Here is a 13,408-nt window from a genome sequence, read left to right as displayed (position 1 = left end):
GCCGGGTGAATGCCGGGAGGCAACGCCTGCACGAGGATGCCCCGACGAATACCATGTGTGACTCCGGACTCGGGGTGCCGTCCGCTGGTGCGGACGGTGATGGCTGTTAGCACGCCTCCGGACACAAGCGGCATGCCTAACAGGTTGGGTTGTACGGGAACTCGGTGCGGGTCAGGCACCCGGCGCCGGGAGAAGGTCCGGCTGACCACAATTCCTATGGCGCCAGTTGGAGACGACGACGTATGCTCGATTTCGTCGACCTCGAGGCCGACCTCGACGAGGAGGAGCGGCTGATCCGGGACACCGCCCGAGAGTTCGTCGCGGAACAGGTCAAGCCGGACATCGGCGACCACTTCGAGGAGGGGACCTTCCCGACCGACCTCATTCCCGAAATGGGCGAACTCGGCTTCTACGCGCCCAACCTCGAGGGATACGGCTCGCCGAACGTTTCCGAGACGGCCTACGGCCTCCTGATGCAGGAACTCGAGGCGGGCGACTCGGGGCTGCGCTCGATGGCCTCGGTACAGGGTGCGCTCGTCATGTACCCGATCCGCGCCTACGGCAGCGAGGCCCAGAAGGAGGAGTGGCTCCCCGTCCTCGGCGAGGGCGAGGCGGTCGGCTGCTTCGGCTTGACCGAACCCGAACACGGCTCGAATCCGGCCGGGATGGAAACCTACGCGGAGCGCGACGGCTCGGGCTACGTCCTCAACGGCTCGAAAACCTGGATCACGAACGCGCCGATCGCCGACCTCGCCGTCGTCTGGGCGCGGGACCGCTCGAGCGAGGGCGAGGGCGACGACCCGGTTCGGGGCTTCCTCGTCGAGACCGACCGCGACGGCGTTACCACGAACGAAATCGACGGGAAGCTCTCGATGCGGGCGTCGATCACGGGCGAGATCGGACTGCACGACGTCCACGTCCCCGAGGAGAACGTCCTACCGGGGGTTTCGGGGATGAAGGGGCCGCTGTCCTGTCTCACGCAGGCCCGGTACGGCATCGCCTGGGGCGCCGTCGGCGCCGCCCGCGATTGCTTCGAACAAGCCCGCGAGTACGCCCTCGAACGCGAGCAGTTCGGCGGTCCGATCGGTCGGTTCCAGCTGCAACAGGAAAAGCTCGCGGAGATGGCGACCCAGATCACGCTCGCGCAGTTGCTGGCCTACCGGCTCGCCGACCTCAAAGAACGGGGCGACCTGCGGCCCCAGCACGTCTCGATGGCCAAGCGCAACAACGTCCGGACGGCTCGCGAGCAGTCGAAAGTCGCCCGCGAGATGCTGGGCGGCAACGGCATCACGACCGACTACTCACCGATGCGCCACATGGCGAACATGGAGACGGTCTACACGTACGAAGGAACCCACGACATCCACACGCTGATCCTCGGGGAGGAGCTGACCGGTTTACAGGCGTACCGGTAACGCCGCTACCGATCGATCAACGCCGACGCCCATCGTTCGACGCCGCAGCAGCCGTTTCGGACTACGCCCGATCGTACGTCTCCTCGGTCTCGGTCGCGGACGGCGTCTCGTCGTCCGACCGCCGATCGAGGCGCCCCGTCTCCCCGTCGGTCGAACGGTCGGTACCCCCATCCCCGTCGTCGAAGATCCCCGCGAGCGCGTCGTCGACTGCGACTAGCCGATCGAGTCGGCGCTCGAATTCCGCGTCGTCGATCTCGCCTGCAGCGTAGCGGCGTTTCAGTTCCTCGATCGCGTCCTCGTCACGTCCTTGCTTCGCCCTCTCCGGTTCCCGCTCGGTAAACGCCCATTCGGCGATCTCCTCCCCCAGAAGAGGAACACCGGCGCCAACAGAAACCAGCCGACGATCGTGATCGCGGCCGCGAGCGCCTCGAGTCCCGCGGCGCCGACGAGACTCACGAGCGCGAACGTGACGACCCCGATCAGGAGCCACAGGTCGTCGTCGACGAATTCCTGACGGCTCTTTGCCATATCGTCCTAACGGCTCGCGACGAGTATAATTGTTCGTCCCAGTCTCCGCATTCGACACGTCCCAGAACCGTCCGGACGCGGGGTCGGGTTGCAACGAGGTTTCGGAACAGCGTCCCGGTCCCGGGCCAATCGCCGCGCGGTCTCAGATGCTCCGAATCCGCTCGTGTCGGTCGTCGATCGCCTGCGCGTCCTCGGGCAGCAGGGCCACGACGAGGAAGTCAGTGTGCTCCTCGAAGTACTCGACCAAGGCGGCGATCCGGTCCGAGTCGATCGCCTCGAGGGAGTCCAGCAGCATGAACGGGACTTCTTCGTAAACTTCGTGGACGAGATAGCCCGCGAGCGCGAAGATCAGCCCCGTCACTTCGCGTTCGCTCTCGCTCAGGTGGTTGATCGTGTCCTCGTAGGTGCTGCCCTCCTCGGTGCTGCGGACGATGTGGAGGTCGAAGGCCGTCTGTTCGACCTTGCGACGGCCCTCGCGGACCGTCTGGCCGACGCGTTCGATCCAGATCCGATCGATGTTCTCGTACTCGAGGATCTCGAGGACGGTGTCCATGTGCTCGTTGAAGGACTCGACGGCCTCGCGCTCGATCCGATCGATGCGCGTGCGCAGGTCTTCGAGTTCGTCGCGGATTTCTTCGCGCCGCTGCTCGAGCTCCTCCTGGTCCTCAAGGGCCGATTCGATCTCCTCGATCTCTTCGGTCGTCGTCTCGAGTTCGCGCTCGAGTCGACCCAGCGAGAACTCGAGTTCGTTGGCGCGGCGGTTGAGTTCCAGCAGGCTCTCCTCGTCGCCGTCCTCGTCGTCGTCCGGTTCGGCCTCGGCTTCGAGCTCCGCCGCCTCGTCCTCGAGGTCGTCGATTTCGCTTTCTAAGTTCTCCTGCTGCTCGGTCAGTTCTTCGAGACGATCTTCGCGGCGCTCGATCTCGTTTCGGACGTCGGTCAGCCGTTCCCGGAGGCGTTCGCGTTTGCGTTCCGTCTGTTCGATTTCCCGGCGCTCGGCACGCAGCGATTCGATCCGTTCTTCGATCTCGTCGCGCTCGCTCAGTTTCTCCTCCTGGAGCGAGCGGAGGCGCTCGATCGTCTCCTCGATTTCGCTGCGCTGGACCTCGCTGCCGCAGGTCCAACAGCGGACGGTCTCGTCGTCCTCGAGCAGCGCGTCGGTGACGGTGCCGTCGCCGCTCGCATCGTCGTCGCCCGCGGCGAGTAGCTCCCGAATCTCGGGGTGGGAGCCCTCGAGCATCTCCTCGTTGAACTGGACGATGCTCTGCAGCTGGCTCACGACGCCGTCGATCGACTGCGACTGGCGCTGGAGCCGGTCGATCTCCTCGTCGATGGACTCCTGATCCGTCGCGTCGGCCTCGGGCAACTCGTCGCGCTCGGCTTCGATGTCTTCGCGCTCCTCGCGCAGCGCCGCGAGACTCTCCCGTTCGGTCTCGAGATCGAACCGGACGTCCTCGAGTTCGGATCGGCGCTCGCGCAGCTCCTCGAGTTTTTCCTCGAGTTCGTCGGACTCGGCCTGCTGGTCGTCGGACTCGTCTTCGGCCGCCTCGATCGCTTCCTTGACTTCCTCGAGTTCGGCCCGCTTCTCCTCGATCTGGGTCTCGATGTCCGTGCGCTGGCGCTCGAGTTCGGGCAGGTCGCTCTTGAGCGACTCGAGGCGGTCGAGTTCGTCGGAGATCTCGTCCTTTTCGGCCGTCAGCCGGGTGATCTCGGCTTCGATCTCGTCGGTGTCGATCGGCCGGAGGATGATCTCACGGAGGTCGTCCTGCGTCGTCACCGCGCGCCGCGCCGGGTTCGACTCGAGCAGGAAGGCGAAGAGTTCGGCGAGTTCCGGATCGTCGAGGTACGGATCGCCCTCCGTGACGACGGTGTTGCCGGCCCGTCGAAGCTGTCGCGTGTACGTTTCGCCGTCGAGTTCGAGTTCGACTTCGCCCTCTTCGGCGTCGGCCTTGAGTGACGCAGATTCCCCGCCGAGAGCGGCCATAAACGCCTGGAGAAGCGATGTACGGTTGGTTGCGTTCTGCCCGGCCAGAACCGTAACCCCCGACTCGAGTTCGACCGTCGTTTCGTTGATACCGCCGATATTTCGGGCCCAGAGTTGGGCCTCGCGTGGTACGGACTCCTGAGTGGCCATTGTTAGTTACTTTCCTATCCGAGTGATAAACCTTTGGTGGAAGGCGAAGCCGACGCCTCCCTGCGATACTCTCACGACCGAATTCACCCGAACCGGGCCTATGCTTATCCCCGGAATAGGAAAGGTCGCTAGCGGCCGTCAGAAACTGATCAACGGCCAGAAACGACTCGGTCGGTCGATCGGATCGCCGGGCTTCGGCGGTCGGCTGCCGCTCGAACCGGTACCGGCCCGTGCGACTATTTATATAGGAACGCGCGGCCAGACGGCGCATGGCGGCTCGCCACCGACAGTCGCGGCGAACGGTGATACGAACGATCGGCCCGCTCGCCATCGCGGCGCTCGGCCTCGCCGGGTCCGCGAGCGCTCGAGTCGACTCGAGCGACGACGGAGATGTCTGTGATGGCGACGACGGTACCAATGGCAGCGATAGTTCGGGCGGTGGTGATGGCGACGACGTTCCCGACGGCGCAACCCGATACGTCGCCGTCGTCGATCGAATCGTCGACGGCGAGCACGTCGTCCTCCTGCTCGAGAAGGACGACGAACCGGTCGATCAACTCGTGGTTTCCGTCGACGAGTTCGACGCGATCGCGGAGGGAGACCTCCTGCTCGTCGACGTGGAGGACGGCGAGTTGCTCGACTACGAGCACATCGACGAACGGCCGCCGGGCGGCGTGTGAGCAGGGAGTGACCGGCGGCGACTACTCCTCGCGCACCAGCGCGACGCTCGCCAGTTGGTCGCCGGCGACGACGGTCGCCTCGCGCGTGAGCGCGTAGAGAATCCCGTCGCGGTCGGCGACAGCGTCCTGCAGCGGTTCGTACGTCGTCGGGTGGTACACCGTTCCGAGGGGCGTCCCGGCCGTCACCCGGTCGCCGACCTCGAGCGACGGCTGCGGTCGGAACAGCCCGGAGTCTGCGGCGTTGACCTGCCCGAGGTGGTTGCGCGCGAGCGTCTGCTCGCGCTCGCGGTCGGGGACGTCGCCGGGCAACAGATCGAGGTACCGGAGCACGTCGAGCAGCCCCTCGACGCCGTTTTCGACGACGTCGTCGAGAATCTGCTTGTTGTGGGCGAGTTCGGGCGTGATCGAAGGGATTCCCTCGTTCGAGGCGGCGACCCGGAGCTTCCCCTTGAAGTTCCGGCGGTGCCACTCGTCGTCGGCGTCTTCGTCCGCCTGTTCGCCGAGCAGGAGGTCGGAGCCGAACGCCTCGGCGAGCCGCCGGGAGCGCTCGTCGCCCTCGCGGAAGACGACGTGGGGGTACATGTCCGGACTGCCGGTGTGGAGGTCGACGATGGCGTCGGCCCGCCCGGCGTACTCCCAGAGGCGGGCGGCCATGCGCTGGTGGAGGGTGCCGTCGGCGTCGCCGGGCCAGACGCGGTTCATGTTGGGGTTGACGCTGTCGAGAATTTCGGGGGTCGTGTAGGAGACGCGGTCGAAGGTGAGCGGGTTTGCGACGGGGACGGCGACGACGGTCCCCGAGAGCGACTCGAGCGGGATGCGGTCGTGAAAGCGCCGGAGGACCTCGGTGCCGTTTATCTCGCGGCCGTGCTGGGCGGCCTGCACGTAGAGGGTCGGTTCCGATTCGTTGGCCGATTCGTCGCCGCGGTAGGTGTGGACGGTCGTCGCGAGTTCGACGCCGGAGGGGAGTCGCGCGAGCGTCACCGTCTCGGACGTGTGCGTCCCGGTTCCCATACCGACCCTTTGCGATCCGGCGGTATGTACCTGCGGGGGCAGTGTGCCGGCCGCGGGAGCGGGTGCGGGATCGAGACGGCGGGAGCCGAGCCCGAACGAATCGCGAGACCACTACCGTTTTCACCCGCGCTGCCGTCCCGGCGGGTATGGGAGACCTTACTGCAACCCTGCACACGAGCAAGGGCGACATCGACGTCGAACTGTACGACGAGCGCGCGCCCCGGACCGTCGAGAACTTCGTCGGCCTCGCGACCGGCGAGCGCACCTGGACGGACCCCGAGACGGGCGAAGAAGTCGACGGCGAACCGCTGTACGACGACGTCCTCTTCCACCGGATCATCGAGGGCTTCATGATCCAGACCGGCGACCCGACCGGCACCGGACGGGGCGGCCCCGGCTACCAGTTCGACGACGAGTTCCACGACGAACTGCGCCACGACGACGCGGGTGTCCTCTCGATGGCCAACTCCGGTCCGAACACCAACGGCTCGCAGTTCTTCATCACGCTCGACGCCCAGCCCCACCTCGACGACCGCCACGCCGTCTTCGGCACGGTCACCGACGGGATGGACGTCGTCCGCGAGATCGGTAGCGTCTCGACCGACGCCAACGACCGGCCGCAGGAGGAGGTCCTCCTCGAGTCGGTCACCGTTCACGACGAGTAACGACGTCGAGGAACCGGCTCCAGACCTGGACCCGGATCGATACCGCTATTTTCTCGCTGCGCTCACGGAGCGTATTAGTCCAGCACCACACACCCGACGTGCCGTCCTCGCGGTCGCGGCCGCGTCGCTCGGACCGTCGCTGGCCGGCTGTGCGAGCGACGGATCGGACGCGCAGGGAAGCAAATCGGCCCCGGAAACGGAGCCGTCGAACGCAGCCGATCCGACGACCGACGACGAGCCGGTCGGGTCGGCGGGCGAACGTCCGACGGCGACTCTCCACACGAGCACGGGCGACATCGACGTCGAACTGTACGGCGAGCGCGCACCACGGACCGTCGCGAACTTTGTCGGTCTTGCGACCGGCGAGCAGCCGTGGACGGATCCGGAAACGGGGGAGGAACTCGAGGGAGAACCGCTGTACGACGACGTCCTCTTCCACCGGGTTATCGAGGGCTTCATGATCCAGACCGGCGACCCGACCGGCACCGGACGGGGCGGCCCCGGCTATCGATTCGACGACGAATTTCACGAGGAACTGCGCCACGACGACGCGGGCGTCCTCTCGATGGCTAACTCGGGCCCCGATACCAACGGCTCGCAGTTCTTCATCACGCTCGCACCCCAACCGCACCTCGACGGGCGACACACCGTCTTCGGGACGGTTATCAGCGGGCTAGATATCGTCCGCGAGATCGGCAGCGTCGAGACGGACGGCAACGATCGACCGGTGGAAGACGTGCGCCTCGAGTCGGTGACCGTCCACGACGAGTAGGAACGGAGCGGCCCTCTCGAAGGGGTGCAATCCGAGCGGGCGGAGTGCTGTCGACGGGACGGTTTGTTTCGCGCCGGGACGTCAGACAAAGACGTTTTACCGCCCGCACTGCTGTATATCGGTGAATGGGATCGTCGTCCACCGACGCGGACCACCGCGCGCAACTTCGTCGCCAGGAGGCCATCGCGGATCTGAGTCAGCAGGCGCTCGAGACGGGAGCGGCGGCTATCGATCAGTTGTTGGACGACGCGACGGCGGCCGTCGCGGCGGCCCTCGACCTCGAGTACTGTGCGATCGTCGAGCGCCGCGCCGACGGGACCGGCGCCGTCTCCAGAGCCGAAAGCGGCCTCGAGACGGGGCGCGTCGGCGCGACGGTGCCCGCGGACCGGTTGGCGCAGTTCGAACGCGTCCTTCGTGCCGACGAGCCGGTCGTCGACGAGTGGCCCGCTGACGAGGGCGCTCCGGCACCCCTGACCGATCACGGCGTCGTCGACAGCGCCGCCGTGCGGATCGGCCCGCGTGACGATCCGTGGGGAGTACTATGCGCGTACGCGACCGATCGCCGCGCGTTCACCGAGGACGATCTGGCGTTCCTCGAGCGGGTCGCGGCCGTCCTCGCGTCGGCGGTCGAAAACGCCGACGTGCGGCGCGATCTCGAGCGGACGGAGCGGCGCTTCGAGGCGATCTTCGAGGACCCGAACATCCTCGTGGGACTGCTCGAGCCCGACGGGACGGTGATCGACATCAACGGGACGGCGATGGAGTACGTCGCCGCCGACCTCGCGGACGTGACCGGCGAGCCCTTCTGGGAGACGCCGTGGTGGGGTGAGGGCGACGAGATCCGAGACGACGTCAGGGAGTGGACCGAGCGCGCGGCCGCGGGCGAGTACGTCACGTTCGAGGCGGATCTCACCCAACCGACCGGGGAACGGTACACGATCGAGGGTGCGTTCCGCCCGGTTACGGACGACGACGGCGACGTGACGTCGATCGTCGTCTCCGACCGCGACGTTACCGCGCGCGAGGAGCGCGAGCGGCGGCTGTCGACGCTGATGGACAACGTCCCCGGAATGGTCTACCGCTGCGAGAACGAGCGGGGATGGCCGATGGAGTTCGTCAGCGACGCCTGTGCGGACTTGGCCGGCTACGATCCGGACGCGCTCGAGCGCGGAGAGGTTAGCTGGGGCGAGGACGTGATGGTGCAGGCAGACCGTGAGAAGCTGTGGGAGACGGTCCAGCGCGAGACCGCCGCGGATGGGGCCGACCGCACGTTCTCCGAGACCTACCGTATCGACACCGCCGACGGCGAACGGCGGTGGGTCAGGGACTACGGGCGGGGCCTGTTCGACGAGGATGGCGAGCTCGTGGCCATCGAAGGGATCATCGCCGACATCACGGAGCGCAAGCAACTGGAAGCCGATCTCGCGGAGAGCGAGCAGCGCTACCGGGCGCTGATCGATCACTTCCCGAACGGCGTCGTGGCGCTCGTCGACGAGGACCTCACCTACCGAACCGTCGGCGGAGACTCGCAGTATACCGCCGACGCTCCGGCCGAGGAAATCGAAGGACGATCCGTCTCGGAGGTCGTTTCCGCGGAACTGGCCGCGGAGCTCGTCCCCCGTTACGAGGCCGCGCTCGAGGGCGAATCGAGCGGCTTCGAGGCGACCATCAACGGCCGCACCTTCGACTTCCGAATCGTTCCGATTCGCGACGACGACGGCGAGGTGTTCGCCGCGCTCGGCATGTCCCAGAACATCACCGAGCGCTACGAGTACGAACGGGAACTCGAGGACGCCAAATCCCGACTCGAGGCGGCGACCGAGGCCGGCGCCGTCGGGACCTGGGAGTGGCACTTGCAGGACGACGAGATGGTCGCGGGCGCCACGTTCGCCGAGACGTTCGACGTCGATCCGGAGGCGGCCCGCGAGGGGGTCTCGAGCGAGCGGTTCCTCGCGGCGATCCACGAAGACGACCGCGACCGCGTCGAGGCGAAGATAGCGGCGGCCCTCGAGGCCGGCGGCGAGTACGAGGCCGAGTACCGGGTTCGCAACGCCGACGGCGAACTCCGCTGGGTCGTCTCGCGCGGTCGCGTCGAGTGCGACGCGGACGGGGAGCCCCAGAAATTCACCGGCGCAGTCACCGATATTACGGAGCGAAAGCGCGCGCAACTGCAACTCGAGCGCAACAACGAACAACTCGAGACGCTGTTCGACGTCTTGCCGGTCGGCGTCATCGTTGCGGGTGCCGACGGCGAAATTCGCCAGACCAACGACACCGCCAGGGACATCTGGGACGGCGCCGTCTTAGACGCCGGCTCCGTCGCGGAGTACGAGAAATACCCGATCTGGTGGGCCGATTCTGGCGAGCCGGTCGCGCCCGAGGAACTGACCCTCGCGCGCGTCCTCGACGGCGAGGAGGTGACCGAGCCCGACGTCTTCGAGATCGAAACCGGCGACGGCGAGCGGCGGATCGTCCGGGCGGAGGGGATGCCGATCCGGAACGAGCGCGGCGAGGTGGTCCGCGGCGTCGCCACGATCACCGACATCACCGAGCGCAAGGAACGCGAGCGGAAACTGCGCGAGCGCGAGCGCCGCCTCGAGCGGTACAAGGCGTACACCGACGCGATCCTGAACGCGATCGACGACGTGTTCTACGTCGTCAGCGAGGACGGCGACCTCCAGCGGTGGAACCGGAGCCTCGCGGCGGTAACGGGCTACACGAACGAGGAAGTCGAGGCGATGAGTCCGACCGACTTCTTCGCGGACGATCAGGCGGCCGCCGCCGCGGCCGCGATCCGGACGGGGCTCGAGACTGGCTCGGTGAACGCCGAACTGGAAGTCAGCACGAAAGACGGCGAACGCATCCCCTTCGAGTTCAACGCCTCGCGGCTCGAAGATCCGTGGGGCAACACCGTGCTCGCGGGGATGGGCCGCGACATCACGGATCGGGTCGAGCGCGAGCGCCACCTCGAGCGCTACGAGACGATCGTCGAGGTGGTCGACGACGGCGTCTACGTGGTCGACGAGGACGGCTACTTCACGATGGTCAACGAGACCTACGCGGAGATGCTCGGCTACGAGCCCGACGATCTCGTCGGCGAACACGTCTCGCTGCTGGTCGACGACGAGATCCTCGAGCGGGTCGCCGAACTGGAGGCGACCGCGACGAGCGGCGACGAGTGGCCGACGATGGAAGCCGACCTTCGAACCGCCGACGGCGGCACCGTTCCCGTCGAGGCGAACTTCGCGATGCTGCCGGAGAACGACAGCGCCTGGCACCGGGTCGGCGTCGCCCGCGACATCAGCGACCGGAAGGAGCGGGAACGCCAGCTCGAGGAGTCCGAGCGGCGCTACCGGACGCTCGTCGAGAACTTCCCCGACGGCGCGGTCGGGCTGTTCGACGAAAACCTCGAGTACACGGTCGCGGGCGGCCAACTGCTCGACGAAGTCGGCGTTCCGCCGGCCGACCGCGTCGGCAGCAGCATCTACGAACTCTATCCCGAGGAGCTCGTCGAGGAGGTCGAGCCGTACTTCCACGCCGCGCTCGAGGGCGAGCCGAACTCGTTCGAGGTCGAGTTCTACGGGCGCCACCTGCACGGCTACACCCTCCCCGTCAGGAACGCGGCCGGCGACATCTACGCGGGAATGATCGTCGTTCAGGACGTCACCGAACGCCGCGAGTACGAGCGACGCCTCGAGCAGTCCAACGAACGCCTGGAGCGGTTCGCCTACGCGGCGAGCCACGACTTGCAGGAGCCCCTGCGGATGGTCACGAGCTACCTCACCCTGCTCGAGAACCGGTACGCCGACGCCTTCGACGAGGACGGCCGGGAGTTCCTCGAGTTCGCGGTCGACGGCGCCGAGCGCATGCGCGACATGATCGACGGCCTGCTGGAGTACTCGCGGGTGGAGACCCGCGGCGATCCGTTCGAGCCGACGGACCTGAACGCGGTCGTCGACGAGGTGCTCGCCGATCTGCAGTTCCGCATCGAGGAGAGCGGCGCCGAGATCGCGGTCGAGGACCTGCCGGAACTCGCAGTCGACGACAGCCAGTTGCGGCAGGTGTTCCAGAACCTGCTGTCGAACGCGATCACCTACAGCGGCGACGAGCCGCCCCGCGTTCGGATCGGCGCCGATCGGCGGGGCGACGAATGGGTGATCGCCGTCGAAGACCGGGGGATCGGCATCGATCCCGACGATCAGGAACGGGTGTTCACAATCTTCGACCGGCTCCACAGCCGCGCCGACTACGAGGGCACCGGGATCGGCCTCGCGCTCTGCGAGCGGATCGTCGAGCGCCACGGCGGCGAGATCTGGGTCGACTCGGAACCCGGCGAGGGTTCGACGTTCTCGTTCACGCTCCCCGCGTCGCGCGATTAGACCCGTAACTGAGAGCGAGCGCGCGACAACCGGTAACGCCTCCGGCTACCCCATCCGTTTACTCGAGTCGGCCCGTACTGGGCGTATGGGCTGGACGGCCGACGACATCCCCGATCAGAGCGGACGCACCTTCGTCATCACCGGCGCGAACAGCGGCATCGGCCTCGAGGCGACCCGCGAACTCGCGCGCAACGGCGGCGCCGTCGTCATGGCGTGTCGGAGCGTCGAGCGCGGCGAGGACGCGGCGGACGACGTCCGCGAGGACGTCCCCGACGCCGATCTGCACGTCGAGGAACTGGATCTGGCTGACCTCGAGTCGGTGCGCGCGTTCGCGGATCGGCTGCAGGACGACGCGACGATCGACGCGCTGATCAACAACGCCGGCGTGATGGCGATTCCGCGCAGCGAAACCGCCGACGGATTCGAGACGCAGTTCGGCGTCAACCACCTCGGCCACTTCGCGCTCACGGGACTGTTGCTCGACCGGCTCGCCACCGACCCCGGCGAGGCCGGCGACGACGACGGCGACGCGCGCGTCGTGACCGTCTCGAGCGGCGTCCACGAGCGCGGCGAGATCGACTTCGAGGACCTCCAGAGCGAGCGGACCTACGACGAGTGGGACGCCTACGCGCAGTCGAAGCTGGCGAACGTGCTGTTCGCGTACGAACTCGAGCGGCGCTTTCTCACGGGCGACGTCGCCGCCAAGAGCACGGCGGTGCACCCGGGCTACGCGAACACGCAGTTGCAGACCCGCGGCCCCGAGCAGAGCGGCGACCGGCTTCGGATGGCCGCCATGCGGATCATGAACACGCTATTCGCTCAGCCGGCCGAGATGGGTGCCCTTCCGACGCTGTACGCCGCGACCGAACCGGAGGCCGAGGGCGGCGCATACTACGGCCCCGGCGGCTTCATGAACATGCGCGGCACCCCGAAGCGACAGGCCTCCTCCGACCGCTCCTACAACGAGGAGACGGCCCGGCGGCTGTGGGCCGTCTCCGAGGAGTTAACCGGCGTCACCTACGACCTGCCCCGCCCGAAGGGGAGCGACGAACTCGAGGAAGCGGTCGCGACGTCGTAGCGCGGTCGGCGGGTTCCGATACCGGAACCGGACCGACGCCACGTTCGCCCCGACCGTAACGCGAAAGGGCGTTCGCCCGAATTTACGGCTAATGAGCGACGACGACAGCGAAAGCGGTATCCAGCGCGCCAGCGACGTCGGCCCGTCGGACGCGCCGCCGGTCGAGAAAAAGCCGTACAAGATCGTCTTCGAGGCCAACAAGTGCTTCGGCGCGGGCAAGTGCGCCGAGGTCAGCGACAACTGGGAGATGTCCATCGCCTCCGGGATCGCCCAGCCGAACGAGTACTTCATCGACGACGAGGACCTCGAGCACAACGTCCGCGCGGCGGCGGTCTGCCCGGCGAAGAAGGACGACGGCTGTATCCACGTCGTCGACCGGCGAACCGACGAGGAAATCGCGCCGGATCCGCACGGCGACGGCACGCTGAGCGTCGACTGGTAGCGACGGCCTCGAATCCCGAACGACGAGCCGCTCGAGACACACCGAAACGCACATCCCGAACCGGCGTCAACGGGCGATTGCATTCTGTGCGAGGGTAGCCAAGCAGGCCAACGGCGGTGGGCTTAAGACCCGCTCCCGTAGGGGTCCTTGGGTTCAAATCCCAACCCTCGCATTGCTGCTGCGAGCAATCCGCGAGCAGCAGCGATCGGACGCGGAATTTGAATCAGACCGAGGTTCTGCGAGCACCGCGAGCAGGTTCTCGGGCGTGGTTCAAATCCCACCCTCGCACTCGTCACGAACACACCGC

The 13,408-nt window shown here is 67.1% G+C and carries 10 protein-coding genes and 1 tRNA gene; 8 read left to right on the top strand and 3 right to left on the bottom strand.

The annotated features are described in order from the left end of the window. Nucleotides 1-242 precede the first annotated feature (242 nt). Nucleotides 243-1,415, top strand: a complete 1,173-nt coding sequence (locus HALXA_RS05905) for an acyl-CoA dehydrogenase family protein (RefSeq protein WP_013879399.1) — start codon at nt 243-245, stop codon at nt 1,413-1,415. Nucleotides 1,416-1,476: 61 nt separating this feature from the next. Here the strand turns inward: HALXA_RS05905 and HALXA_RS05900 are convergent, their stop codons facing one another. Then, a complete protein-coding gene (locus tag HALXA_RS05900) occupies nt 1,477-1,905 on the bottom strand; it encodes an SHOCT domain-containing protein (protein WP_342633184.1) in 429 nt (142 codons plus the stop codon). Between the two features lie 180 nt (nt 1,906-2,085). Continuing rightward, nucleotides 2,086-4,074 (bottom strand): archaea-specific SMC-related protein, encoded by a 1,989-nt coding sequence (locus HALXA_RS05895; protein WP_013879398.1) that lies wholly within the window; start codon nt 4,072-4,074, stop codon nt 2,086-2,088. 269 nt (nt 4,075-4,343) lie between these two features. On the opposite strand from HALXA_RS05895, the gene HALXA_RS20965 reads away from it, so the two are divergent. Beyond that, entirely contained in the window at nt 4,344-4,754 is a 411-nt protein-coding gene (locus tag HALXA_RS20965; RefSeq protein ID WP_013879397.1) for a hypothetical protein, read from the top strand. A 21-nt stretch (nt 4,755-4,775) separates the two neighbouring features. Here HALXA_RS20965 and HALXA_RS05885 read toward each other — a convergent pair whose 3' ends face one another. Next, the gene (locus HALXA_RS05885; RefSeq protein WP_013879396.1) at nt 4,776-5,765 is read right to left on the bottom strand and encodes a succinylglutamate desuccinylase/aspartoacylase family protein; all 990 of its coding nucleotides are present in this window, start codon (nt 5,763-5,765) and stop codon (nt 4,776-4,778) included. Nucleotides 5,766-5,911: 146 nt separating this feature from the next. Here HALXA_RS05885 and HALXA_RS05880 point away from each other — a divergent pair, with 146 nt between their 5' ends. From HALXA_RS05880 to HALXA_RS05855, 6 genes are all read left to right on the top strand, one after another. Then, complete coding sequence (locus HALXA_RS05880; RefSeq protein ID WP_013879395.1) at nt 5,912-6,430, top strand: peptidylprolyl isomerase; 519 nt, start codon at nt 5,912-5,914, stop codon at nt 6,428-6,430. Nucleotides 6,431-6,569: 139 nt separating this feature from the next. Further along, complete coding sequence (locus HALXA_RS05875) at nt 6,570-7,202, top strand: peptidylprolyl isomerase (RefSeq protein WP_013879394.1); 633 nt, start codon at nt 6,570-6,572, stop codon at nt 7,200-7,202. Nucleotides 7,203-7,327: 125 nt separating this feature from the next. Then, a complete protein-coding gene (locus HALXA_RS05870; RefSeq protein WP_013879393.1) occupies nt 7,328-11,581 on the top strand; it encodes a PAS domain S-box protein in 4,254 nt (1,417 codons plus the stop codon). 85 nt (nt 11,582-11,666) lie between these two features. Further along, complete coding sequence (locus tag HALXA_RS05865) at nt 11,667-12,659, top strand: oxidoreductase (RefSeq protein WP_013879392.1); 993 nt, start codon at nt 11,667-11,669, stop codon at nt 12,657-12,659. Nucleotides 12,660-12,750: 91 nt separating this feature from the next. Then, a complete protein-coding gene (locus tag HALXA_RS05860) occupies nt 12,751-13,101 on the top strand; it encodes a ferredoxin (RefSeq protein ID WP_013879391.1) in 351 nt (116 codons plus the stop codon). Between the two features lie 88 nt (nt 13,102-13,189). Beyond that, nucleotides 13,190-13,273, top strand: a tRNA-Leu gene (locus HALXA_RS05855). Nucleotides 13,274-13,408: the final 135 nt, after the last annotated feature.

Source organism: Halopiger xanaduensis SH-6 (genome assembly GCF_000217715.1).
Classification (GTDB): Archaea; Halobacteriota; Halobacteria; order Halobacteriales; family Natrialbaceae; genus Halopiger; species Halopiger xanaduensis.
Note: the sequence above shows the minus strand (reverse complement) of the source record. Positions and strands in the feature narration are given on the sequence as shown.